General features: G+C 34.4%; 28 protein-coding genes and 1 pseudogene. 11 read left to right on the top strand and 18 right to left on the bottom strand.

Translation table 11 applies throughout. From position 1 onward, the window contains the following. Positions 1-501 precede the first annotated feature (501 nt). Complete coding sequence (locus AC06G9_RS12585; RefSeq protein WP_480956379.1) at positions 502-1,692, bottom strand: TlpA family protein disulfide reductase; 1,191 nt, start codon at positions 1,690-1,692, stop codon at positions 502-504. A gap of 394 nt (positions 1,693-2,086) precedes the next feature. Here AC06G9_RS12585 and AC06G9_RS12580 point away from each other — a divergent pair, with 394 nt between their 5' ends. Together AC06G9_RS12580 and AC06G9_RS12575 are read left to right on the top strand one after the other, a co-directional pair. Next, the gene (locus tag AC06G9_RS12580; RefSeq protein WP_293929155.1) at positions 2,087-2,533 is read left to right on the top strand and encodes a nuclear transport factor 2 family protein; all 447 of its coding nucleotides are present in this window, start codon (positions 2,087-2,089) and stop codon (positions 2,531-2,533) included. A 204-nt stretch (positions 2,534-2,737) separates the two neighbouring features. After that, positions 2,738-3,628, top strand: coding sequence for an Rpn family recombination-promoting nuclease/putative transposase (locus tag AC06G9_RS12575; RefSeq protein ID WP_480956378.1), 891 nt, complete (start codon positions 2,738-2,740; stop codon positions 3,626-3,628). A 72-nt stretch (positions 3,629-3,700) separates the two neighbouring features. On the opposite strand, the gene AC06G9_RS12570 is transcribed toward AC06G9_RS12575, so the two are convergent. The 8 genes from AC06G9_RS12570 to AC06G9_RS12535 form a co-directional block, all read right to left on the bottom strand. Beyond that, positions 3,701-4,480 (bottom strand): alpha/beta hydrolase family protein, encoded by a 780-nt coding sequence (locus AC06G9_RS12570; protein ID WP_480956377.1) that lies wholly within the window; start codon positions 4,478-4,480, stop codon positions 3,701-3,703. Positions 4,481-4,638: 158 nt separating this feature from the next. Then, positions 4,639-5,121: a toxin-antitoxin system YwqK family antitoxin gene (locus tag AC06G9_RS12565; RefSeq protein ID WP_480956376.1), complete on the bottom strand. Its 483-nt coding sequence runs from the start codon at positions 5,119-5,121 to the stop codon at positions 4,639-4,641. 21 nt (positions 5,122-5,142) lie between these two features. Further along, the gene (locus tag AC06G9_RS12560) at positions 5,143-5,463 is read right to left on the bottom strand and encodes a hypothetical protein (protein WP_480956375.1); all 321 of its coding nucleotides are present in this window, start codon (positions 5,461-5,463) and stop codon (positions 5,143-5,145) included. Positions 5,464-5,741: 278 nt separating this feature from the next. Further along, entirely contained in the window at positions 5,742-6,653 is a 912-nt protein-coding gene (locus tag AC06G9_RS12555) for an IS3 family transposase (protein WP_480956374.1), read from the bottom strand. Positions 6,654-6,675: 22 nt separating this feature from the next. Next, positions 6,676-6,966, bottom strand: coding sequence for a transposase (locus AC06G9_RS12550; protein ID WP_281047355.1), 291 nt, complete (start codon positions 6,964-6,966; stop codon positions 6,676-6,678). 589 nt (positions 6,967-7,555) lie between these two features. After that, positions 7,556-8,509, bottom strand: a complete 954-nt coding sequence (locus AC06G9_RS12545; protein WP_480956373.1) for a hypothetical protein — start codon at positions 8,507-8,509, stop codon at positions 7,556-7,558. 50 nt (positions 8,510-8,559) lie between these two features. Then, positions 8,560-9,285 carry a hypothetical protein gene (locus AC06G9_RS12540; RefSeq protein ID WP_480956372.1) on the bottom strand — a complete coding sequence of 242 codons (726 nt, stop codon included), beginning with the start codon at positions 9,283-9,285 and terminating at the stop codon, positions 8,560-8,562. Continuing rightward, the gene (locus tag AC06G9_RS12535) at positions 9,286-9,747 is read right to left on the bottom strand and encodes a hypothetical protein (protein ID WP_480956371.1); all 462 of its coding nucleotides are present in this window, start codon (positions 9,745-9,747) and stop codon (positions 9,286-9,288) included. It lies immediately after the preceding gene. A gap of 706 nt (positions 9,748-10,453) precedes the next feature. On the opposite strand from AC06G9_RS12535, the gene AC06G9_RS12530 reads away from it, so the two are divergent. The 5 genes from AC06G9_RS12530 (at position 10,454) to AC06G9_RS12510 (ending at position 13,056) form a co-directional block, all read left to right on the top strand. Then, positions 10,454-10,954, top strand: coding sequence for a HEAT repeat domain-containing protein (locus AC06G9_RS12530; protein ID WP_480956370.1), 501 nt, complete (start codon positions 10,454-10,456; stop codon positions 10,952-10,954). An 86-nt stretch (positions 10,955-11,040) separates the two neighbouring features. Beyond that, complete coding sequence (locus AC06G9_RS12525) at positions 11,041-11,610, top strand: hypothetical protein (RefSeq protein WP_480956369.1); 570 nt, start codon at positions 11,041-11,043, stop codon at positions 11,608-11,610. Positions 11,611-11,788: 178 nt separating this feature from the next. Continuing rightward, positions 11,789-12,334, top strand: coding sequence for an RpnC/YadD family protein (locus AC06G9_RS12520; protein WP_480956368.1), 546 nt, complete (start codon positions 11,789-11,791; stop codon positions 12,332-12,334). A 19-nt stretch (positions 12,335-12,353) separates the two neighbouring features. Then, positions 12,354-12,662, top strand: coding sequence for a hypothetical protein (locus AC06G9_RS12515; RefSeq protein ID WP_480956367.1), 309 nt, complete (start codon positions 12,354-12,356; stop codon positions 12,660-12,662). Positions 12,663-12,798: 136 nt separating this feature from the next. Next, positions 12,799-13,056, top strand: coding sequence for a heavy metal-binding domain-containing protein (locus AC06G9_RS12510; RefSeq protein WP_480956366.1), 258 nt, complete (start codon positions 12,799-12,801; stop codon positions 13,054-13,056). A gap of 235 nt (positions 13,057-13,291) precedes the next feature. Here AC06G9_RS12510 and AC06G9_RS12505 read toward each other — a convergent pair whose 3' ends face one another. Next, positions 13,292-13,792, bottom strand: coding sequence for a DUF6169 family protein (locus AC06G9_RS12505; protein WP_480956365.1), 501 nt, complete (start codon positions 13,790-13,792; stop codon positions 13,292-13,294). Beyond that, positions 13,776-13,925, bottom strand: a complete 150-nt coding sequence (locus AC06G9_RS12500) for a hypothetical protein (RefSeq protein WP_293925616.1) — start codon at positions 13,923-13,925, stop codon at positions 13,776-13,778. Before AC06G9_RS12500 ends, AC06G9_RS12505 begins: the two co-directional genes overlap by 17 nt. A 156-nt stretch (positions 13,926-14,081) precedes the next feature. On the opposite strand from AC06G9_RS12500, the gene AC06G9_RS12495 reads away from it, so the two are divergent. The 4 genes from AC06G9_RS12495 to AC06G9_RS12480 all read left to right on the top strand — a co-directional run bounded on the left by AC06G9_RS12495 (position 14,082) and on the right by AC06G9_RS12480 (position 18,266). Next, positions 14,082-15,125: a heavy metal-binding domain-containing protein gene (locus AC06G9_RS12495; protein WP_480956364.1), complete on the top strand. Its 1,044-nt coding sequence runs from the start codon at positions 14,082-14,084 to the stop codon at positions 15,123-15,125. Between the two features lie 551 nt (positions 15,126-15,676). Beyond that, on the top strand, positions 15,677-16,309 hold the full coding sequence (locus tag AC06G9_RS12490; protein WP_480956363.1) for a hypothetical protein: 633 nt from the start codon (positions 15,677-15,679) through the stop codon (positions 16,307-16,309). Further along, a complete protein-coding gene (locus AC06G9_RS12485) occupies positions 16,309-17,328 on the top strand; it encodes a Kiwa anti-phage protein KwaB-like domain-containing protein (protein ID WP_480956362.1) in 1,020 nt (339 codons plus the stop codon). The genes AC06G9_RS12490 and AC06G9_RS12485 overlap by 1 nt, the downstream gene beginning before the upstream one ends. A 734-nt stretch (positions 17,329-18,062) precedes the next feature. Then, entirely contained in the window at positions 18,063-18,266 is a 204-nt protein-coding gene (locus tag AC06G9_RS12480) for an integrase core domain-containing protein (protein WP_480958183.1), read from the top strand. Positions 18,267-18,398: 132 nt separating this feature from the next. On the opposite strand, the gene AC06G9_RS12475 is transcribed toward AC06G9_RS12480, so the two are convergent. From AC06G9_RS12475 to AC06G9_RS12445, 7 genes and pseudogenes are all read right to left on the bottom strand, one after another. Next, positions 18,399-18,902, bottom strand: coding sequence for a hypothetical protein (locus AC06G9_RS12475; RefSeq protein WP_480956361.1), 504 nt, complete (start codon positions 18,900-18,902; stop codon positions 18,399-18,401). Positions 18,903-19,022: 120 nt separating this feature from the next. After that, complete coding sequence (locus AC06G9_RS12470) at positions 19,023-20,096, bottom strand: hypothetical protein (RefSeq protein ID WP_480956360.1); 1,074 nt, start codon at positions 20,094-20,096, stop codon at positions 19,023-19,025. A gap of 197 nt (positions 20,097-20,293) precedes the next feature. Then, positions 20,294-21,025 (bottom strand): IS21-like element helper ATPase IstB, encoded by a 732-nt coding sequence (istB, locus tag AC06G9_RS12465; protein ID WP_108159660.1) that lies wholly within the window; start codon positions 21,023-21,025, stop codon positions 20,294-20,296. 12 nt (positions 21,026-21,037) lie between these two features. Then, positions 21,038-21,376 carry a hypothetical protein gene (locus tag AC06G9_RS12460; RefSeq protein ID WP_480956359.1) on the bottom strand — a complete coding sequence of 113 codons (339 nt, stop codon included), beginning with the start codon at positions 21,374-21,376 and terminating at the stop codon, positions 21,038-21,040. Positions 21,377-21,421: 45 nt separating this feature from the next. Further along, positions 21,422-21,643, bottom strand: a pseudogene (locus AC06G9_RS12455) (Mu transposase domain-containing protein); the annotation flags it as partial. Further along, on the bottom strand, positions 21,637-22,599 hold the full coding sequence (istA, locus tag AC06G9_RS12450; protein ID WP_480956358.1) for an IS21 family transposase: 963 nt from the start codon (positions 22,597-22,599) through the stop codon (positions 21,637-21,639). The gene istA and the pseudogene AC06G9_RS12455, both read right to left, overlap by 7 nt. A gap of 240 nt (positions 22,600-22,839) precedes the next feature. Continuing rightward, positions 22,840-24,675 carry a hypothetical protein gene (locus AC06G9_RS12445; RefSeq protein ID WP_480956357.1) on the bottom strand — a complete coding sequence of 612 codons (1,836 nt, stop codon included), beginning with the start codon at positions 24,673-24,675 and terminating at the stop codon, positions 22,840-22,842. Positions 24,676-25,212: the final 537 nt, after the last annotated feature.

Below are 25,212 nucleotides of genomic sequence, written 5' to 3'. Positions count from 1 at the left end.
CTCACGAAATAAAAATAGTTAACATTGAGGATTAGAATAAAAGAGTACGTGAGCATGAATGTATCGAAGAGGTACATAGGCAACATTTACTTGAAAAGACTTCTCTCCAAGCACAACCTCTCTGATTCAGTACGCAGTGAAATCTGTGAATTAAGAACAAAGGTAAAGCTAGCTTGATTATAGAGCGTTATAAAGGTATCTATGCGATCAACGATGTTCCACTTGAGTTTATAGCCACATCCCGATTGACCGAATGTGTACGACTGTTATTCAAAGCGATGAATATAATAGTAGAGGGTCAAGAATTCAAAGATCGTCAAGCCAGGCTTTTTTGCTATTTGGTTACTTAGTTTGTGAAAATTCTTTGATCGGTCTTGAAGATATCTATAAAGTAGTTTTTTAATTTTCATTATTATAGAATTTTATGCGCGTTTATGAGTGAATTTAATGAAGAACATGTTACAGTACATCGAGCAGCTCCTGGATTTACAAGAGAAAGTGTTACAAGGACAAATCCGTATTACTGACTATTTCATATAGCCTAGCTTTTTTATCTGGTTGTCTAACCTCAATATTTTCCATTTCACCATCTGGATATACTAATATGCAGTGTGGTATTCCCTTGACAAAGTACTTCTCTTTGATTTTTTTGTTATCTTCATAGGCTAATAAAGATCTCCATGGAATGTCATTTTGTTTAATCACTTTCCGAAAAGCTGGGATATTCTTTTGCTCATCAATTGAAATATAAGTCATAATCAATTTCTTTCCTAAATCATTGTGTATTTCTTTTAATAAAGGAATTTCTTCTAAGCATGGCACACACCATGACGCAGTGAAAACGATTAAATTAAATTTTGATTGATCTTGTAACACTTCCTCATGTCCCTTTTGATTCAAAGTTGATAAAGATGAGTTCTCAAATTTTCTACTCATAAATAATTCAATCTTTTTGGCCCATTGTGTGTTTTTATGTTTTTCAGAAAATAGTGAATAGAGGATTTTAATATCGTCCACTGATTTGTAATTCATGAGATTGTTGGCAAGGCCTGAGATAAGGTATCTCGAGTCGGGATAAGCTTGTACAAGGCTTTTATAAAATGTTAAATATTCCGCATAAGATCTTTTTTCATGGTAGTAGTTACTGAACCAACTGAAATATGGATCTTTTGCACGTATTGTTATATCCGAATGATCATTTTGTAACATCAAGTCAAAGTCTTCACATATAATATCCCCCATGATGGACGTATCCTTATTATTGATCTTAGTTGAAATTATATCCCCTGCAAAGACTGTTTTTTCCTTATAACGTGCATAAATATAGTTAACTCTATCCTCCACACCCATGTTTGCAATAGGAGTTATTTTATCATTCTGGGAGGTAATAAAACGTATGTTCGTTGTTGCATTGGTAAGTGGGTCGTAGTCCATTACTTTGAGCATCATGTTTTCAGAGTTGTCGACGATACTATCCGGGATTGTAATTTCCCACGTGAATTTGTTTTTTTTCTTGCCACTGATTCGAACGTCTCTATTATTTGTATAATCTAATAAATAAAGTGTGTCAAAAGGGGCATTCTCTAAGGTGACCAACAACTTATAATCCTTTAATTTCTTTTGTTGTGCAGTGAGGTTAACTGAGCACCATAAGATTGTGATTGTAAAGATAATCGTCTTAAAATACTTCATTCTTTAAGATGAATTAGGTTTTAATTGTAATCTAATTTTTCTCAAGTATACTGTTTTTAAATTATTATATTCATAATTGATACGAATATATTTTTCCTGCAAGGATAACAATTTCGGTGCTATACCTTTTAGTTGTCATGATTCAATTTTATTTCTTTTATTATGTCTTTAATCTGTTGAATTTAGCATTTTGAATCTATCCGTACAACTTCACTTATGCATTTCCACCACTCACCGAGTTTTTAGTTGGTTTTGTCTAATTGCCATAGGGTAGGGACGATTTGCACCCTACTTTTGAATCAATAAATAAATAGAACTGCAAAGCAGGCATCAGGGTTTGAGTTGGTGGATGTGGGGCTGATGCAACTTAATAACAATATAAAGTAAAGACAATATGAAAACTATAGCAAAAACATTCGCAACAGCAGCCTTGATCGCAGTATCGACTTTCACTATGGCAGCAGCAAAACCAGCAGGAGACAATTCAAAAAAAGTAACTGTCAACCTATCCACAGCAGATCTAGCCATTGACCATTACTTAGCCGTTATGACCGAAGGACAGTCGGCAGGAGTAGAGCAACTCTTTACAGCGGACTTCAGCCAGAAAGTACAGGCATCAAACGATCAGACCAACAGTCGTTCATCCGTTATCTCATTCTTGAAAAAGCAAAAAGGCGAGCAGTTGAACTGTAAAACAAGTACCATAATCGTTGAGCAATCCAGTGACTATGTAGTTGTAAAAGTGACCCAACAATTTGAAGGATTTACTAAGACCGATTTAATCACCTTGGTCAATGACGGCGGCAACTGGAAAGTATCCCAGTCGATCAATTCTTATTAATAATTAACAGTTTAATCATATGTTTAGTAAAAGCCATATCGAAAGATGTGGTTTTTTTGTGTCCGGAAAGCAAGACCAAGTGGATGGTTATCTTTTGAATAATAGCCGACAACAAACGACTACAAACGTTTAATAACCGGCTAATATTTTTAGTTTTTCTCATATTTGGTCATCTAATTAATGATTTAAATAAACCATATTATTATGAAAAAAACAAAAAGTAACTTAGGTAAGTATGTTGGTTTTAGTGGAGACTGGAGTTTTAAATTTTATTTTGGCAGGGAAGAAAATAAGCCGATTTTAATTGGGTTCTTAAATGGGCTCTTTGAGGGAGAGAAAGTTATTCAAGATCTTCATTATCGGCCTGTGGAGCAGGATGGCGATCTTGAAAATGAACGGAAGGTTATTTTCGATCTGTATTGTACCGGCATTGATGGTGAGCATTTCATTATTGAGATGCAGCAGCTTTATCAAGATTTTTTTAAGGACCGAACCGTTTTTTATACATCCAGGCTTATCAATAAACTTATTCCCAAGGGCTATAAGGGAAATACATATGAACTTCCCGAAGTATATTTTATCGGTATTTTAGAGTTTGAATTAGGAGAAACAGAACCCGGAAAGTATTTTTACGATGTTGCCCTTTGCGATAAGCAGAGTAATCGTATTTTTTATGAAAAGCTTGGTTATAAGCTGTTAGTATTACCAAATTTTATTAAGGATGAGGCTGATATCAAGACAGATATGGATATATGGCTATATCTATTGAAAAACATGAGTAAACTTGATAAAATACCGGATTTTTTGGATAAGCGGGTATTTGGTCTTATCTTTGACATAGGCGAAGTAGCAAAATTAACACCGGAGGATAAAATGGCATACGAAGCAAGTTTAAAACATAAGCGTGATGCAGAGAATACCTATTCTACTGCTCAACGTATTGGACATGATCGAGGTTTAAAAGAAGGCATTGCCCAAGGCGAGTACAAAAAAGCCATTGAGACAGCTTTGAATCTTAAAGAGATGGGTTTGTCTATTGATCAGATTGCCAAAGCTACAGGCCTGACCATTGACGAAATCGAAAAGCTGAAATAAATCAAATAGATCATATAAAAAAACAAACAAAGCCATTCTTCACAGAATGGCTTTGTTTGTTTAAAACCATCCTTACTGTTTCCCGTATCTGTTACGCAAACCGATCCATTTAGATAATCTTATCGGTACTTGGATATCTTTGTCTCCAAAAAGCCAGAGTCCAGGAATTTTTAATCTCTTAAGCGATTTGACGGGGTCAGTATTTACAAACTGAAATTTATCCGGTGCATTGCTGATATGTTGGCGTACCTCGTTCTCCGAATGCGTATCCCAAAAGTTGCGATTATCGTTGGTGAAAAATTGAAAACGAAGCTGTTCTAGCGTAGGTATTACAGGGCCACTTAACAATACTATAAAATCAGTTTTTTTATATTTATCTGCGGCTATGGGTATTACCCAGCCAGCTTGACTTCCTCCCATAAGACCCATTGGGACATTGTCGTCATGGATTATTGCTTTTAACGTTTTTAATGCTTCCTGTACATCTGTCGCCAGTACGTCGAGATTATAGGGGTCAATGTTGTTGGTGCCTACTTCAGGTCCAGCATATTCACCCTCAGACTCACCAACCCCTCGTTTGTCATAAGTAAGGACAGAAATACCACTATCAGCTACGAATGAAGCTAATTCAGTAGATCTCAATTCTTTTCCAGATCCATGAACGATAACCACAGCTGCTTTCGGATTTTTAGCGGCATAAATTGTCCCCGATAATTTTATTTTTTTACTAGTAAAACTGATCGGATTTATAGTTGTGGATTGAGCATATATTGTCAGTGATGCTAGTAGAAATGAAAAGAACAGCCATGCTATGCAAAGAACGACGAAATTACGCGTGTGGATGATTGTCATATTTGGATTTTAAAATTTATACAATGATCACTTAAAATAAGGTATCTAGCAATGTGTTTTCGGCAAGTGCATTGAAATTATTCGGTGAAGGAATGTATTTCTTAGGTTAACGACAAGTTTTGAAATTGACTAGACGCTTTAAAGTTTATAGTATAAGCCTATTCGACCAATTTTCCGTCTTTATAAGTTTGAATGGCATTCTGTTTTCCATCTTCACTTGTCATTTCCCAAATACCGTCATATATGCCATTCTTCCAGTTTCCTGTAGCCCTTTTGTTCCCATTAGGATACCAATAATGGTGTGTACCGTTAGGTTTTCCATCAACAAATTGACCTTCCCGTGCTTTTTTTCCGTTTGGATGCCAAAACTCCCATAATCCATTCTGTTTCACATTCTCTACTTTACCGCGAGAATATAGGATTCCATTCAGATAATAGGTGTCTTTCATTCCATCACTGATAGGTTTAAAAGTAATCTCTCCACGTTTTAAAACATCGAGCTGCTGGCCTTTTGCAAAATCTTCTTTTGCTATTAATGTATCACCCAAATATACTTCGTACTCATCCAAATTAACCGTTTGGGCTTTTGTGCTATAGAAGCACGCTACAGTTAGTGCTATTATTAAGATTATCCGATTCATTTTTTCGTTAATTTAAACAATTCAAAGGTACTCCTCAAACTTTTGAACTAGTTGTTTTAAGGCAATTTTAAATTTATTTCTTTCGAACCCTAATTCTTCGTTCTTTTTTGATTTGAATCGATAATGATAATTGTAGTAATTCCAAACCATTTTTAGCACTGGACTATCGTGTAATGATAGGAGCTCTACATACTGTTTCTCCTGATAAGCTAAATCACCAATTACGTTAATGAGATTTACATAATCTTCTAATATATCATCTGGAATATCTTGTTTTGCAAAACCTTTCATTATTCGATTGGGCGAGTAAATGATAGCTTCCGATGTTAATAAATCCTTCATGTTAAGTAGCCATTGTGCTAAATTAATAGGAGGATTAAAGCTTTTATCATTATCCTTAAGTAACTGGAGCAAATCGTTAATCGTGTGAGCATATAGGATCTTTCCATTTTTCCATGTAAGCAATTTATCATTTTGATCAATATCTAGATACCATATCAAATTTATCAATTATTGAAAGCGGTAATGAATTTCATTTTGCAGATACTTTAAAAGATATGTAGGTATTTCACCAAAAAAAATAGGTATGGTGGACTTGCAAATAAAATCGGCAGTACTAGTTAAGCAGTTTTTTTAAGATTTTGTTTTTTGTTATTGAATTGCTCTATGGTAAGGTTTCCTAGTGCAGAATGTCGACGCTCTCTATTGTACCATACTTCTATGTATTCGAACAAATCTGTCCTCATTTGCTCTTTTGACACCAATTTGTTCCCATATATTTGCTCTGATTTTAATGTTTTAAAAAAACTCTCTGCAACTGCATTGTCCCAACAATCACCTTTTCGACTCATACTTCTAGTTACGATTTTATAAGAATCTACTGTATTGCTGAATTTTTCGCAGGCATATTGTACTCCACGATCTGAATGAAAGATCAGACCAGGAAACAATTTGCGGTTCTTGATTGCCATTTTCCATGCTGCCAACGAAGTTTCTTCAGTCTTCATTGTTTCACTGACACTCCATCCAATACATTTACGGTCATATAAATCAAGGACTGTGGTTAGGTATAAGAAGCCTTCTTTGGTGTGGATATAAGTAATATCCGAGACCCAAACTTTTGATGGTTCCGAAGGGGTGAAATTACGATCTAATACATTTTTCATTATTTTATGGGAATGTTTTGAATCTGTTGTCACTTTAAACTTCTTGCCTATTTTACTGCGTAGCCCCATCTTTCTCATATATTTAGCGACTGTAATCCTTGAGGCTTTCACACCATTATCCAATAATTCAGCAGCTATCCTAGGACTGCCATAACGCTGCTTTTTATTGAAGTAAATAGTTTTTATCTTCTCTTCAAGAATGCCAACTTTAGAGCCACCAGCGGGTTTAGAGTCATTTTTCCAAGCATAATAACTTCTGGAACCAACTCCCATAACCTTACACATCTTTTCAATCGGATATATTTGCTGATGCAGGCTGATAAACTTATATATTACTGATCGTTCTTGGAACTGCGAAGCAATCATGAATACAATTAAAAACAGACAATTATGAATAAAAGATGCCTATGGCCTTTTTTAATATCTCAAGTTCAAGCTCTGAATCTTTAAGCTTTTTCTCTAAGGCACTTATACGCTCCTGCTCTGGTGTCTGTTTGATATTTCCATTGCCAGGGAAGCTGCCTGATCCGAAATCTTCTGATTCTTTACGCCATTTATATAATTGGGCTGCTGATACTCCTAATTCACGGGCTAGCTCAGAAATGTTTTTCCGGTCTTTGCTCAACTCAACTGCACGTTCTTTAAAGGTGCGATCATATTTTTTACGGATTTTAGTCATCGTTTCAAAATTAAGATATTTATTGTTCTTAACTTACACTGCCGACTAAGTTAGCAACTTCACTGGTTTATAACTTGATGGACATAGAAGAACTACTGCAACTCCGTGACCTGTTTTGGATAGATCCGAGGATAAATTAAATATTTCATTATTTTAATGTTTCTCTAATTTTTAAGTTAAGAATTTAATCCGATATCGTTCTAATAATTAGTACCTTTTAGCTCACTTAAGTTCTGATAGCTTCAGTTCTAAAAGACACCATGAATGTCTTTTTAAGCGTAGATATAAAGGAAGATATAAGCTTGTTGGTTTCGAGTGTTAAGGATTTGTCCAAACAATTATCTGATGCTGATATAAAGAAAATAATCACCGATGTAGAAATCTATTCACATTTTGACCATATGGATGTTGGACTGGTTTTTTTATATATGGATTAGAAAAAATATATTATCAACCCAACTGAATATTCTACAGAAAGTGCCCCGCTCATTCCTAGCGAAGTCGCATTATGCTGATTGATTTATTAATTATCTATAATAATCACCCTCACAGAAACCTCCTAAGGTTTCAAATGAAGGTGATTAATTTTTTATTTATAACTATCTGCGATCATAACTTTTTCTTCCTTTATATTTTGGAGGAAATCTTTGTATTCAATCGATAGCTTCTTTCTGTGAAAATAGAAATAGAAGTCAAAGGAACCACCTATAATTCCCTTACCAGGTAGATAAACAAAACGATCAATACCACGTTCAAAGTCAAATTGGAATGAGTGTTTTGTCCAGTCTATATAGGTCCAAAACTGATAACAATTTATATTTTTGTTTAAAATAAGTTTTTTAGAAAAATATTCCCTTCTGTCCCTTGTCCAATCCATAAAAGAAAAAGGATCTTCTCCTATTCTATATAGTGGGAAATCTAGCTGAGGATAGGTTTCTTTAAATACTTTTTCAAATTCAACAATGCTGTATCTTGAATCTTCGGTGTTAATCGTTCCATACACATTTGTGAAAGCAGATGGTCGATTTATGACAGAATAAAATTGTAATAAACAAAATTTTGGTGCATAGTAATCATTTCCCTTTTTTACTATGATTTTATAATTATTGAAGTATTTTGTTGTTTCCTTAACAACATTATTAAAGTATGATAAGGTATTTTTTGTATGAAGTTTTTCTAAATTATCAAATGTAATGATTGAAGATTCAATGGTATCAATATCGATTTTTTCCCAATCTTCTTTTCCGGAGAGATTGGGTAATACTGAAAATAATATGATATTGTAATCTAATTGCCCATTCAATTTTCTTTCTTCACCTATCAAGGTGTCTTCTTTTCTAATCAAATTAAATAATGTTACTTTCTTATTTATCTTGTATAGCGATTGTGTGTTTAACGTAAATTCTGATAATTCAAAATCATTACTTGCGCTTTCCGAAATAAAGTATTTTGTTTGTCCAAGGCTTTGGAAACATACAGAGAGATAAAGCAGAAATAATAAAATTCTCACTTTCTCAAAATTCAATAATTGTTTTATCATCATTATTTTTTCTTATATTAAGAAGCAAAGCTCAAAAATAAAAATGCTTTTTATTACTTGCATCGAGTTCCAGCTTTCCCTTCTCTATGATTTTTATTTATATATTTTTCAATTTGATTCAAATTTATTACTATGCCCCCTTTTGCAATAGCCATCGCATCATAATCACTTAAGTTGGGGTTAAATGATTTAATTGCTTGAGCTAAATTTTCCAATTCTGTAGCTAAGCTAGAATGGTTTTGAGCAAATTTTTCCTGCCCTCCAATAGTACTTGATGTCCATCCAGGGTATAAAATTCCAAATTGGTCTAATCTTCCCTCATCAAATAATTTAGTTTTTTCATAATTTAAAAATCCATGTAATACTTCATGATACATTGTTGCAGCAATATACTCCTGAGATGAATTTTTAAGAATGTCAGGATTTAACTTTATATTATGAGTTTGTCTTATCCTATTTCCGTACGAACTATGATAACCATCAGTAAAAGTTCCGCTCAAACTATCGTCTGCTGAAAATGTAATTGTAAACTTTTGATTATTATTAAATGCGTCATTCAACCACTTAGAAATTTTGTTTTCCAAATTGGGTAATTTTTCTAAAACTGCCTGAGCACATGGGTATCCATCTAAAGCATCTATTATTTCTTGATTTTTGTCCGTTGCAGGAGGAATAAGAGGAGGAACATTCCCATTTCCACCTGATCCACCGCCACCGGATCCGCCGCCATTTGATCCACCGCCACCCTCAGGATCGAGCTCAGATTTACCACATAGCATTTAATGTCTCGTCCTACAGTATTCATAGTCTGCACTACCCGCACAAACTTCACTTGTTACCATCCGACAATTCATAATCGAGCCTACCTCAGCAACTTTTTGAGGACTATTAGAAGCTCTTAGTTTTTTTTCATACTTGACATCGTTAAGCAATTTATTATCAATGTAACCATCGTAACTCAATTTTCCATCCATCCAATCTTCATACATAAATATACCAGATTGCCTCCTGTTATCAATATTATTAGGTAAAATAGTCAATATTTTAAATTTCCAGTTATCACCATGCTTATTTGCCTTTAACCAAATTTTATCATTCAGAGAATATTTAACACTGTCAGAAGTAAATGATGACAGTATTTTATCAGTATTTAATGGAATATAAAAACTACCTTCAAATTCAATCTGATCTTGCCATCTGGGCAAATAACTAATATCTCTTTTAATTGATGCTTTATTCACATTATCAAATGCTAATATAATTTCATCATCTAATTTGCCCTCAAAGGTTTCTGTGTTCTTACAAGAGTAAAGTAAAAATAGTAATGCGAGAAGTTTAAAAAATCTATATATCATAATCTAAATTTGTCTAATTAATTATTGTAATACTTTTGTTAAATAGTTGTTGATTTTTGGTGTTATAATTAATGGTGAAGATAGTGTTTTTTTTGTATTATACAATAGGGATAGATAATTAATCAATTGTGTAGTTGTAAATTTCGTGGTTGTAAATTTCGTGGTTTTGTAACTTAACTAATTTTAAATCAATGTAATTGTTAGAGGAGGAATCCTTAATAGCTATTTAATTGATCAGTTAATTTTTAAAACAAATAAACCAAAAGACCATTGTACTATTTGAAAATTCGAGCAGAAATGTAAACATCAAAAATATATAACTTAAATTGATGTCTATATATCGTAAAGGGATGAAAATTAAGAAATATATGATGCTATCTTACCAGTTGTTTTATTATTGGGCTTTACTATGAAATTACTTTTGGAAAAAAATATCATTTTGCTTATTGCAGAGTCATTTATTGTGGCAACGGAGAGTCCATATTAAGAAAAGTGAAAGTCTAATAAAAAAGAAGTAATATTGTTAGGTCACCAGCTTGAATTAGGATTTACATTTTAATAATTTGAATAATAGCTTTAAAGTAATTAAGTAATGTTTGATTTTTGGAAATTTTATAAAGGACTATTTAATAGGGATAATTATTTCGATAATTATTGGGATAAGTTCCCTGAGGGGCGACATTTACAGTTTAAAAAAGAAACACTTTCTTTACTGAAAAACAATGTTGCAAATAAAGATGAAAAGGGATTAGCTAATACCTTAGCAGTTCTTTGTAGTGATGGAGCAGACAGCGATTATACAGATATTTTGCTACAACTTTTAGATGAGAAATGGCACATTTCTGAAGAGGACATTATAACCGTTCTTGAATTAATTAAAGACCCTCAAAGTGTGAACAAATTATATGAAGTTGCTCTTGACGTTCCTGATTACGATGAAATGAGAGCTATAGCAAAAAAATGTATATGGGCATTAAGTGCAGTTAATACACCTGAAGCAGTTCAAAAGTTAAAGTTGTTAACAAAAGTTGATGACCCAATTATAAAGGAAAATGCAATATTTGAACTTGAAGTGGTTCTCAAAAAGAAATAACTGGTAAGGTAATTATGATTTGGAGGAAATAACAAAAAAGTTTTGAAAATATGCTTGATTGCAGGTATTACACTACAAAAAACTGAATGACGACAAAAAAGGCATATGAAGTATTGGCATCTTTGCCAGTTTATGGACCAATGTATGTGTCAGTAACAGAAAGTGGAGAACCATCTTATTCCGAAGGTTTTCCTGTTCGTTTCTATAAAAATGACGGCACAGAATGGGTAGCGAACTTTCAACCAGCTTGGGCAGACTTTGCAGAAATTATAGAACTTGAAAAAACTCAAAACTTGTTAGTAATTGCTCGTGGCACTTGTTACATAATGAATCCCAACGACACAAAACCTATCGACGTTTTCGGAGTTGGCTATTGCGATATTTTGAAAGCAAGTAAAAATAGATATGTATTTCAAGACCAGATCGACCCCACAATTTTTGAGCAAGATGGAACACAATGGAATACAGAACGAATTTCTTGGGATGGATTAGCAGAAATTAAAGTTGAAAATAATTTAGTATCGGGATTAGCGTTTTATCCAATGAATGATGCTCACGAATGGATTGAGCTTCAGTATGACCTTGACACAAAAACTTTGACGGGTGGAAGTTTTATTCATTTTGAGAATAAAAAACCTTGGTGGAAAATATGGTAACAGAAAAGTTTGCTTGCCCCTGTTGTGGCTACAAGACATTTATAGAAAGATCCAATGGTTTAATAAAACAAATGCTAATATATTTAGTTTTTATTTGTATCTTTATTTCTGTTAACCAATTGATAGACCGTTATGAGATTCAATACGTTTAAAGCCAGCCAAGAAGAATGATGAGCTTTTGAAAGCCATTTTTGAGGATAATTTTCCTGATTTTTTGCGGTTTATGTATCCAGATGCCGATGCTACCTTTGATCTCGGGCGTGGATTGACTTTCATGGATAAAGAATTGTTGGAGATCATTCCCTATCGTGAGCGTAAAAAAGGGAAGCGTGTGGCAGACCTTCTGGTCAAGGTTTATTTAAAAGACGGAAGCGAGAAGTGGATTTTAGTGAATACCGAAATCGAAGGCGGACATGATTCCGATTTCTCACATCGTATCTTTCAATATTTTTACAGACTACTAGACCGTTATCGTGTTCCTGTGGAGACCATTGCTGTTTTTACTGGAGGGCGTTCACAGCCATGTACTGATGAATACCATTTTGCAGTTTTCCGTACGTCATTACGCTTTCAGTATTTGAGCTATCAAATTTTTGATCATGACGAATCACAGCTACTTGATATGGACAATATATTTGCGTATATTGTTTTGGCATGCCAGAAAGCTTTAGATGAAGATAAGATCCCAGAGCAGGAGCTCGCAGAGCAGCGTAGAGACCAATAAGTATAGTAAAGATCGTATAATGAGCTTTTTAGTTTTTTTAAAGAGTTTTCTTTTTATACGAGATAAAGAAATAAATAGTAACTTTGATCAATACATTTATAAAGTGACAGGAGGCACAATCCAAATGGGTGTAATAGAAACAATCAAACGACAAGAAAGAGAAAAAGGAATTCAGTCTGGAATAGAAAAAGGAATTGAAAGAGGCAAACGAGAAGAATCAATTGCCATTGCTTTAGAGTTCAAGAAAATGGGCTTACCTATTGCCGATATTGCAAAAGGTACAGGCCTTACCATCGACGAGATCGAAAAACTAAAATTAATTATATAGTTCATAAAAAAAACCTATAAAGCCATTTTGCCCAGAATGGCTTTATAGGTTTAACACCCTCCTTACGGTTTACCGTATCCACTAATCAAACCGATGCTTTATTTTCGGGATTTTAAAACAGTATTCATCATACACCATGATCGTTACCAGTACCCATACCATCGAGGGGAGAGAAGTCCTGCGTTATTTTGATCCCATATCAGCAACAGCTGTTATTGGAGCCAATGCTCTGAGTGAGATCGGAGCGAGCTTCGTAGACCTCTTCGGTGGGCGCTCCCGCAATTATGAAAACAAATTACAGGAGCTATATAAGAGCGTAGTGGAGTCTTTAAAGCAAAATGCACGTAGCTATCGGGCAGATGCCGTTATAGGCTTCAGTGTCCATATTGATTAACGCTTGGGCAAAGGCATGCTGATTATTTATGGTTATTACAATCGGACCGATGTAATAGCAATTTAGATGCAGTACCTGAGGAATAGATTGGTGTTTTAACAATGCAAATATTATGGTGCCGGAGGGACATTAAAATGTTGTGTAAATCCAATTATGAATAATGAATATTTTTTGTATTATATTGATTGGTAGGTTATTGGTAGATTAGGAAATCCTATGAGTCTTCGATGCAAAATTATTTTTCATCAAGCAATGCACTTGATATCTGAGTATAAATATGGATTATCTTTTTAGAATTGCTATTATCTCTATGAAACATCATCGATGTATAAAGTTTTTGGGTTTCTTGGTCCCCTAAATTGAAACTAATTATATTGTCAAGTTTTATTATAGCATGATGATATGGAGAATTTTTGTACCATCTATCAAAGATGTCATGACGCAATTTGGATTTTTTGTCATCATCAGAACAGATATATATTAACGAATTTTCAACCGTTTGGAAAAATTTTCCGACAATGTCTTCTATTGTCTTAGAAACTTTAGCATCGTAAGATTCAACAGTTTCAGTTGCTTTTTCCACAACTAATTGCAACATGTTGGGAATGGTCTCTCCAGATATTGCTGAAAAAGTTTCATCCACCACAAACGCAACCCTGTATAAAATAGAATTTCTTGTTACAAAGTTATACGTATTTGTAATATTATCGAAAACGTAATTATAATGGTTTTGCAAACTTGATACCTTTCTTATCCAGTTCTTGAAGTGTTGTTTTACCTTTTATGTATGAACGCACAGCTTCCTTATCAGCAATCATTTGAGATACTGAAGTTATAATCACTTGCTTTTTAATTTCTTGTTTTTTCATACTATCACAAAGATAATAAAAAAAACATTAATTATCTATATTACAGCATTATGCTGTGAAAATTATTTGTTTATTACCATCCTTACGGCTTCCCGTATTTTTTAATCAAACTGATGCTTTATTTTCGAGCTTTTAAAACAGTATTCATCATACACCATGATCGTTACCAGTACCCATACCATCGAAGGGAGACAAGTCCTGCGTTATTTTGATCCCATATCAGCAACAGCTGTTATTGGAGCCAATGCTTTGAGTGAAATAGGAGCCAGCTTCGTAGACCTCTTCGGTGGACGCTCCCGCAATTATGAAAACAAACTACAGGAGCTATATAAGAGCGTCGTGGAGTCTTTAAAGCAAAATGCACGGAGCTATCGGGCAGATGCCGTTATAGGCTTCAGCGTCCATATTGATGAGCTCTCGGGCAAAGGAACGCAGATGTTTATGATTACCGCTATTGGTACTCCTGTATTGCTCAATGAAATCAAACATATACACGCAGAAGCAGTAGGTGGAGATATCGATGGATCAGTTATTAAGAACAAAGTCAAAGCAAGCTTGATTATAGAACGTTATACCGGTATCTATGCGATGACCAATGCTACAGCCGAGTTTATAGCCACATCCCGATTGACCGAATTTGTACCCCTGCTATTCAAAGCAATGAATGAAACAGGGGAGGATCAAGTATTTATAGATCGTCAAGCCACGCTCTTCCGTTATTTTGATTTCCTGGACAAAGATCAAGCTATAGCCATACTCTATGGACAGTTGCTGTCCGATGATTTGACCGGTGCGCAGTTTAAGATCATTTGCAAAGCTATCAGCAGTTCCAATCTGATCGATTACGATCAAGTGGCAAAACTGTTAGCAGGATCTTTATTGGCAAAAAATGCAGCATTGAAGGTACTTTCCTTAGACAAAGACTGGTATTCCGCTCAAGATATTGCCTATCTATATAAATGGAGAGGAGAGGGCTTGGTACAGCTATTTCCAGAAGTAGTTATCGTTAAAGAGTCAAAAGGCATGTTTTCATCGGGCAAAGAAGTATGGAAATGTTTATGTGGCTACAGCAACAAGCTGGATGCTACAGCATGTAGCTCTTGTACCAGAGATAAGCGAGGCTTCGGTGCTGAGGAATTAAAACCTGAAGCTGTGCAGAAATTGATTAATCGGAGGTTAGCAGTTATTGATGAGATTTAATGGGAAATAGAATTATTTTACTTTTTATTTTCAAATGTTTAATTTTCACGTAATATTGTGGTTGATTTTGAGAATAAAATATTAAGCCAAGAATCTAGTTTTTTTATACGCAGCATTTGTGTCGTATAGGGAGAAGAAGGAGTTAACCATTTCACTTAGAAGGATCAACCATATTTATTGCATTAATGATTAACAGGGTTAAATCTTTAAAGGACTTTATTCATGATTGATTTTGAGCGCTTTTTTAATCCGTAGATCTTTATTTATGTAGATCAATTGATTTATTATAAACGACTTTATAATTTAAATAGAACCAGGTTAATCAAATGGTAGATGAAGTGTATCGAATTATAGGAGGAAATACATTATTGGAAAATCAGCTTGCGTTGCAAATAACATTCTGTAGGTATTGTATTTACGGTTTCCCGTATACAATGTCCATTCACTAATGATATCTTCGTGCGCTATTGAGCGTTTTATTCAAGGTAGCTTTAATGGAAGAGCTGGCTAGATAGGATGTTGAAATCCAACGGAAGATAAATTATAAAAAAATGAGTACAAAAGCTAAGAAAAAAGAAAATGATAGTTTGCATGGTATTGCTCAGTTTTCTCTTTTTGTATCATCGTATTTACCTTTGTTTTTGTTACTTATTGTGCGGCAAATATCTTTAAATAGTGAGTATCTCAACTGGACCGAGATTTCTTGGGAATCTTTTAGATTATTCGGAGCGAAATTTGGGTTATCAGCAGTGTTGATAGTCTTCTCTTTTGTAGGAGCATTTGGTTACTGGAAAACGTTAGCGAATATTGAGGAAGTTGCAAAAAATGGAAATCCTGTCACAGTTACTGATGTGAAAAATAAAAATAGTGAATCAATTGGATACATTGCTACATACCTTATTCCTTTCTTATTTCAAAGTTTTGATGGTTGGTATGAATGTGCCTCAGTTATTTTTTTGCTTTTAATAATTTATCGTATATACATTAATTCATCTTTACTTTTAATCAATCCACTTTTGAGCTTTAGGTTTGGTATATATGAAATTGAATACATAGCTCAAAATGGCAAAAAAAGAAACGGATTAATTATTTCAAGAGATAAATGTTTACAAGACGATTGTAAAGTAAAACTTTACGAAATTGGACATAAACTATATTTCTCAACCACTAATAATTCAAAATAATGATTATCGAAGAACTTCTAGAAAAAATAGAAAATTTAAGTCAGGATAACACTATCCTTTACTTCATCACAAGATTGTTAAAACCAGATGTGAAATCATCGAGTAAAGTAATGGATAAATATGTTTTCAAAGTTTACCAAATTGATGTCAATGATCAAATCAGAGAACATCTACACACTTTGACAAAAGATCAATTAAATGGCCTTGTTAAAAAGAAAACAGAATTGCATGAATATGATGTTATTACAGACGATAGCGCTCAGTTGTTTACTTATCAAATGAATAACAAAGCTATGTCATTTTATGATGTAGTTAATAATCAGTTAAATAATAATCCACCTAAAATTAAAAGTTTAGAGGAGATTCTTGTGAATGAAGAATTATGGGCTTACTGTGTTGGTTTCTATAATGGCGAAGATGAGTGGGTTTATACCTTCAGAAAAATACTTGCTGCCAAGGTCGCAATAGACGAGAAAGATAATAATAAGAAAAGTAAACTGCAAAAAACAATTAGAACGATTTTTAATTCAAAAAGTCAAAAGCTAGAATTAATTGAAGGAGAGACCGTTAATCTTGATAAGCAAATTGATTGCATATATTTTGAAGATACGTTTTATATAGCGAAGAAAACCCAATTTGAACAAATTATTGGACTAGAAGAAGAGTATAAGATTCAAGCAATGGAAGTTGTTACGGAATTGGCTTCAACGACAATGATTGAAGGACTTGAGATTATTTCTAAGCAAATAGATGTAAATCCATCAATTCATAAAAAGCTAGTTAGACTTACGAAAATTGGCAATTATAGAGTTCTCGATACAAAAACAATTAAAAAAATGCAAAAAATTTGTAAGAAGTATGGTGAAATTTTAAAATTGAAAGATGGCAAGTTATTTATTGAAAATGAAGACGATATTACGTTAACTCTTAAAGTTTTAGCTGATTACTATAAATTGGGAGAGGTGTCTGGAAAAGCATATGGAACTTATGCTGGAAAACAATTAGAGGCCATGAATTAATTCAATAATTTTTGTGATTCATACAGATCGTGTCAATAACTTTATATTAAAATGATAATGGAACTACCAGTTATACCACATTGTAACATAAAGTAACAGTAATGAAAGATGAGGTAAAAAAGCCTCTTGGATGGGTAAAGCTTTATGAGACAGCTGGTAATGCAGAGATTGTATGTTTAACGTATTGTATAACTAGTCCGACGAAATGGTTTAAAGATATTAAGAATCTGGTATTGATAGCGTACGTGAACTTAGTAGAAGACCTTGTAAAATGCGTTACAAAATAACAAAAGAAGACGAAGATCGAATTCTTGCTTTAAGAACAAATCGCAATTTAGGGCATCGTAATATAGCCAGTGAGATAAAATGATTATATGAGTCCTCAATCTCGACTGCAAGTGTTCATAAAATTCTCAAAAAGAATAATAAACTGTATTACAAGCTCAAACGTTACTATCGTAAAAAGCAAACACACGATAACCAACCAATACCGGGGGATCGCTTACAAATTGACCTCTGTACAACAGCTCTAGGCATTTATTCAATACATGGCCATAGAAGATTGCAGTAGATTTACATTGCTGCAATTATTTTCTAGGCGTACAACTACCAGCGCCTTGAAGTTTTAAATTGATGGAAGAGATGCCGTTTGCGAATCAGCGCATTCAAACTGATAGAGTACAAGAGTTTTTTGCTTATTCAGTTCAGGGTAGATACATGGAATGGGGCATTAAATTTCGGCCATCAAACCTGGGTCTCCGTATCTCAATGGAAAGGTTGAACGAACACAACGAACCGATCTTGACGAATTTTATTCCACAGTTGATATCAAAGATCCCTACCTGCCAAACCTGCTATCGCAATTTCATTATAATTGGTTAAGATCTCACAGTTCTTTATATGGCCGCACACCGATGCAGGTAATTACTGCTTTATAAAATAAAACTTCCTTATGGGAGACGTTGGTGATCTGTAAGGTCCAAATAAAGAACGAATTAGAGGTTAGAATTATTGGATTGACTGTCAGTTAAATAAATGAAAAGATGTCTGTAAATCCCACACTTTAACTGTTAATCCTCTTCCGTTAAAAAATATTTAAAGGATTTGCTGGGTTCGTATGTTCCTTTTAATATATTAATTACCAAATCGCCTATCCAATAAGGTGCTGTATTTTCATTACCTGTTCGACTATTTCCTGCATGGCCAAATGTTTTATCAGGATGTGCCAGGTCAACTGCGTGAATACCTTCGTGAATAATTGTTCCAGCTATTTGCTGTATCGATCTTGCAGATTTTCTCACATTGAGGTGGATCAATTCTTTATTTACAGTTTTTGCATTCGTTTTTCTATATTTCGTGAAGGCCTCCAATTCTGTAGGTTTCCAATCTTCAAGAGTAATCTGATGACTGGTTTGTTGTAAAAGCGTTGCTATCTCATCTGGTGAAAGCTTTGTATTATCAAATCCTGGATGTGACGCGATAGCTTTCCAAAAAGTTGGATTATTTAAAACTTCCTGGGCTTTTTCAAATCCTAATAGAAATTTTTGTATATCTGATTTTATAGATAGATTCATGTTTCTTATTTTTTTAATGGTTATTTTTTTATTTGATTTCAGATATCTTAGATTGTATTTATAAATTTTATCAAAATTATTGTTAGTTCGCTATAAATCTGGTACGAAGATGATATACTATTAGTCTTTTTTCCAAAATCCCAGTATTGGCATATCAAGTGTGACTCCTAGTTGAAACCGGCCAGGATTAAACATATATGATCCTGTAAATGCTACGGGCCATTTTGACAAAGGGGAATAACTTATTAAGGCTCCTGGAGAAAAAATACGTGCTAATGAAATGTCATTATTAGCCGCGGAGTCATTCCCTAATTTAAACTGTATAATATTTCCTAAGTCTAATAAAGTTGCCATTATTGAAAAAGATCCTTTCTTATTTATCCCTAGTGACCATTCAGGACCTATAACAGCCATTATTGGAAGCCCCCATTTATCTTTAACAGTATTTTCCTTATTATACAAAGCATATGACCAACCTACATAGGCAGTAAGCATCGTTGATTTGCTACTGTTTTTCTTCATTTTGTGACTTGCTACAGGTAGGGTATGCCGAGCAATGATACCACTTATCTCATCTGCAGACTTAGCCGTGGCGATTTCCCCTGAAGTAACTAAAAATAATGACAAAGTTTTATTCATTCCTTGATAGTTTGCTACAATTACCTCCGAAAGTGTGAACATAGCTTTTGCATAATTCTGTTCTTTTAATTGAAACCAAGCATCAATTCCATAGTTTAAAAAATTAATTAATTCTTGACTTCTCGCGGCTGCTTGAAGATTAATTACTTGTTCTATTTTTTTCTTTACTGAGGCGATCGATTGATTACTGTGATCCTTTATTTTTTCTGATTTTAATTTTTCAAGAAAACTCCATGTTCTTGAATCAAACAAATCTTTACGTTTCTGAAGTTCCTGAAATTTTGATTGATATGTGTTAAAATCAATATTATTCATCAAATCTTTTAGCAATTTCATTTTTTCTGAATATCGATAACTTGTTGAATCTGATTGATTTAATGCATTCTCCATCTCTATATACCGTATCATTTCAGAACCGGAGGTTAATATAGATGCTGTAAGTTTCAGTACATCCATCAGTAAATCCATTTGATATGAACGATACCCTTCAAAATCTGCTGTCGGTGGTTGCTTCATTAAGTTCTGCAAAGCCTTAATCTGACTTTTTGCCATCATATAATTTTGATATATACCTCCGATTTCCTTTTGAATTTCTTTTAAGCTGACAATTCTATTTACATTATCTGTATCTATAGCAAGCGCTATAAATATTCCGGAGAAAGTACACCACCCATTCCGAGTGAAAGTGCACCAGTTTTAAAGACCAATAATTCGAGCCTTATGCCACTGGATTTATATTAACTTTTTCAAACTTAGTTATTTTTTTTCTTTCTTAAAGACTTGCCCTGTAACGGTAGCCTGTGAGATGAAGCTGTCAATCTGTCCATTATAGCATCCGCAAGAGTTGGTTCATCTATAAAGTTGTACCAAGCCTCGACTGGTAGCTGTGATGTAATAATTACAGAGCTGTTACCGTACCTGTCTTCCAAAAGGTCCAGAAGTGCAAGTCTAGTGTCTGCATCGATAGACTTAAGCCCGAAGTCATCCAGTATGAGTAGTTTTTGATTTGCAATACCCTTTATCCATTTCAGGTAGGTTCCATCTAATCTTGTCTGAACTACCGTATCCATGAATCGGTTCATTCCAAAGTATAGCGTTCTGTAACCAAGCAAGCAGGCAGATCTTCCAAGCGCACATGCCAGAAAGCTTTTGCCCGATCCTGTTGAACCGGTTATCAGGACATTTTCTCCTCTCTGTATGAATGTTCCGTCAGATAACCTGAGGATCATTTCTCGGGTTATCCCTCGCTCAGAACTGCAGAGTATCTCCTCAGGTAGTGCATTATATCTCAAGCGACTGGCTTTTAGATATTTTTGTGTTCTTCCATGTTCTCGGTATTCAACTTCTGCATGTACCATTGAGCCAAGCAGTTCATGGATGTCCTGTAGCTCATGTACAGGTAAAAAAGCGACCGCTTCATAACGTTTGGCCATCCCGGCCAAACGTAGCGATCTCAGCTGTTCGATTGTCTGATCTATATTCATATGTTTCTTTTTTTATCTGTACTCATCCGCACCTCTGATGTTTTCATGCGCGGGAATACTGTACTGTGATTTTCTGTTATTGTCGTTTTCCAGCAGATCCATCTTATTGTCAATAATATTTTTGATGACCATATAGTTGAAACGATGTCCTTTCAAAGCCCTTCGGCAGGCATTCTCTATGCGATCTGGGTAAAGTGAAGCTAAGCGCAGAAGCCCCTGACAGGATTGATAGGACTGATCTATGACCAGTTTACTGTCCATGACCTTCTGAAAGTATTCCACGGTTGCAGTTCCATATTTTTCTGCTTTTGTAATGTAATCCTCCGGATTCCATAATGAACTGTCGTACATATGTTGGTGGTTCGGGGGACGATGTTCCGCAACAGTCGTATACCCATGTTTTTTATAGCTACGTTTATGTAGAGCAATACGCTTGTTATCGCTGTATATCTCAACAATATCCGTACAGTAGATGACAGTAACCTTACTGCCTATATAGCGATAAGGTACGCTATAGAAATGCCAATCCTCACCCAGTACAATATGGTAGTTGCTCTGTATCTTTCCCTTTGTATAATACTTAATAATATATCTTGTTTCCGGTAGAGGCTTTAACAGAGCTTTTCCTGACCTTCAAAGCGTTCTTTTCTGCTGAAGCTTTTACGCTGGAAGTTTTTTTCGTGGTGTTCATTGAGCTTTTCCCGGATTGCACCGTTTAGCGAAAAGAGGCTTGTGTAAGTTTCATTTCTTAAGGGTGCGTACACGCGGAGATAGGTTGTCCTTACTCCACCTTCCACGGATGGTTTGTCTTTTGGCTTTGCTGGACGTGCTGCCAATAGCGCAATACTGTTATGGTTTGCCCACTGTTCCAGCATATTTGCAAATGTTGGCTCGTAACGGTTGCTACGGATTACCCATTGCTTCATGTTGTCTGATTTTACCGAAAGAGGTACACCTCCGAAATAGCTCAGAGCATTGTTCAGTGCACGTACAACTTGCGGTAAAGAAGCATTAGGCAGGGCTTCAACGTAGCTATAACCACTAAAAGGTAAAACGGCGACAAATACGGGACATTCGACGGGTTCACCGCTAATGCTATCAATATAATGCAGTTTATCTCCTGCAAAGTCCACCTCTAAGAGCTTTCCTGGATCATGTTCGAAATGCATGGTGGCACTACGTTTACGGATGTGTTCCTGCAGCAGTTCACAGAATCTTGAATACCCAAAGCCATCGGGATATTCTGCAATGTACTCCTGCCATAGAAGCTGCCGGGTGACGCCCACACGGCGAAGTTCAGAAGTCAGGTATTCGTAGAGTGACTCCAGGTGCAATTGTCGGGGATCTTTATTTAGCTCTTTCTTATCGGCATTAAGGTATGCATATAGCTCACTGTCATCAAATAGAAGCAGTTCTTGGATACTCATTCCACATGCGGAAAACCGTTTCATATATCCGGCAATTGTACGTCTATTGATACCTGTTTCTTTTTCAATGGAACGTTGTGAAAACCCACGTTCCATAAAAAGTAATAGCTGTTTTATCTTTTGCATACTTAGAGGTTTGTTTGCCATATCTTAGGAATCTAACTGATACCTAACTTAGCAATCTTTTTTTCTCAAAATATCCAGTGGTGTACTTTGCTGCGGAATAATTGGTGTACTTTGTGTCGGAATGGCAGTTGTCGAAGAAAATATCTTAAACGACAGTACCCATCAAACAACCCCTAAATAACCATCAAAAGTGGTGTACTTTGGAGCGTAATAACTGGTGCACTTTGAAGCGGAACAGTGGTGTAGTATGGTGCGGAATATTCACGCTACAAGCATCTTGGATAGTTCTTCTAATTTAGCTTGGTCTAAGTCTTGGTAGGTGGTAGCAAAATCATTTTTATTTAAATAATCAATTAACCTTATGGACATTAATAAAGCTTTGCCAGTAGGGGTTTGCTTTATTTTATTTAACAAATCATCTTCACTATTTTTTGTCGGCTTTTCAATTGCATTCTTAAATTTTTCACTCAATTTTGAGAAACTATCTTCTAAGTTTCCACGCTCCATCAGGGTATTGTTCAATTGCATAAGAACCCAGAAAGAATATAATCTTTCATTATCTACAAATTTTGGATGTTTCAAAATATTGGAAGGTATTGCCATAATATCTTTCTTTACAGCATCCTGTAATGCTAATATATCGTAGGTCTTATTCTTTTGGTCTACAAAATATTTCGTACTTGGAAATAGCAATTCTATATCGCTATTGTCGGTAAATAGATAGTCCTGCATATTTTCGATAAAGGTATATGTAATTTCCATTTTGGAGCGCTTTATCAGGTAGTCTGCGGTCGCTTCAATCGCCATTTTTTCAAAATTGTCCCAATCCTTTGCTTGACGGACTGTTTCAGTAATCACGGTAGGGGCAGCTTGATGGTACGCAGGTACTAACTTAATTGGTTCTGTATTGTTTATTTTTGTATTCGTATTTAATTTTTCAATTTCATTATCAAAACCCAATTCATTAATTATCTCTTTTAAGACATTTAGGAATAATGTATCATTTGTATCCAGGCGATTTTGGGAGATCTTGTTTGTTCCGCTTAAAGATAGGAAAGTTAGATTTTTTTTAATGTCTTCAATGTCTTTTTTGAGTAGTACATCCTTTTTGAGATTTTCTTTAATCTTCTCGAAAGCTTTGATATAGTCTTGTGTTTTGTTATAGCTGAGTTCTGATTGAAGTGCACTCATTTTCTTTTGGGTTTGAGAGGACAGTTTCGAAAATTCACCATTGTTTTGACTTTTGCTTGACGGATTTCTAATCATATTCAAGGCTTTTTCAGCAGTATTAGTATTAATGCTTAATATTTCTTGAATAGTGATCGCAACTTCTTGAGTGGTGTTGAGCGGTAAGTAAGGAGGAGTAGATATAGTCGCATTGGCCAATTGTATGAATTGGCTCAAATATGAATTGTATTTATTGCTTAAAACACTCTGTCTCGAATCTATCCAGAAGTAGTTGGATGATATTGCCACACTGTCTTTTTCTATTTTTGGAGTAGACACAGTTGTTGCAAACTGAAAGTCTGGCCTCATCATTGAAGTTTGAATTATGAAAACCTTATCGACTCCAACTTTCTTTTTAATTTTTAAAAGAAGTTTGTCTACCTCAATTTTTGTTTTGATATAATCATTCGCATCCTTTATGTCAGATTTATTAAAAATACCATCCGTAAAGATAAATACCCCTGTATTGTTTACATTGTTATCAATCTCACTATCTATTTTTCTTAATGTTGTTTCCAGCATGCTGTATTTATGCAGTCTATTTTTATTGGTTTGAGCTATTATATCGGCTATGGATACGGTATTACCTTTTGTGAAGGCATTGTATGTTATTCGATTGGAAGGATGATCACCGAAAGGATAGAGGGAAAAGCTAATTGCATTATTGTAGGATCCCTGATTAATACTTGTTTCTTTGCTGCTCGTGTTTAACAGATACAATAGGCTATTTTGTAGATTGTTAGTGATATCAATACTACCTACACTTCCCGATACATCATAGGCAATATAATACTGTATAACATCCGAATTCTGTCCTCGGCTTTGCCCCATAAAGCTGAAGGTTAATAAAAATAGTAGTACTTTTTTCATAATTTTTATAGGTTAAAATCTATTATTCACTGTTTACTAATACATCTTTAAATGTATTAGTAAACTCAATACCTTACTGATCATCATTTGAGGTGATAAGATTTTACTATTGGCTAATCCGTTTTTTGTGATAAAAGAACAGTATCTTAAAATTAACGGAGTTTCTTTTGTGAATATAAACAATAGTTTTATGATATGGTTTTTGGAAATTTATTTTTCATATTTACTTGTTCAATTTCTTTAAACAAATGATTAAAATGAGCTTTAAATTTTCTCGTCTCTAAGTTCTTTATTTGTCAATGCGATCAAAATGACCTCCCTTTTTATTAACCATAAGCGAAGGTGAGCAGATTATTAGAGCAGGTTTTGCTAGGTGGCCAGATATGATTGCAGGAGAGTTGGAGTTACTCAAGATGAGATTACTTGATTAAAGCTCTTTATTCTCATCTTGGTTGGAATTATAATACTGACTTAATAACTAATAATAGAGATTAAAACTGGTAGTTGTAAATAAAACGAATCCCAAATTGCTCATAG

The organism is Sphingobacterium sp. MAE (genome assembly GCF_056711605.1).
The sequence above is the reverse complement of the archived record's forward strand: the minus strand, read 5'-3'. Positions and strand labels throughout refer to the sequence as shown.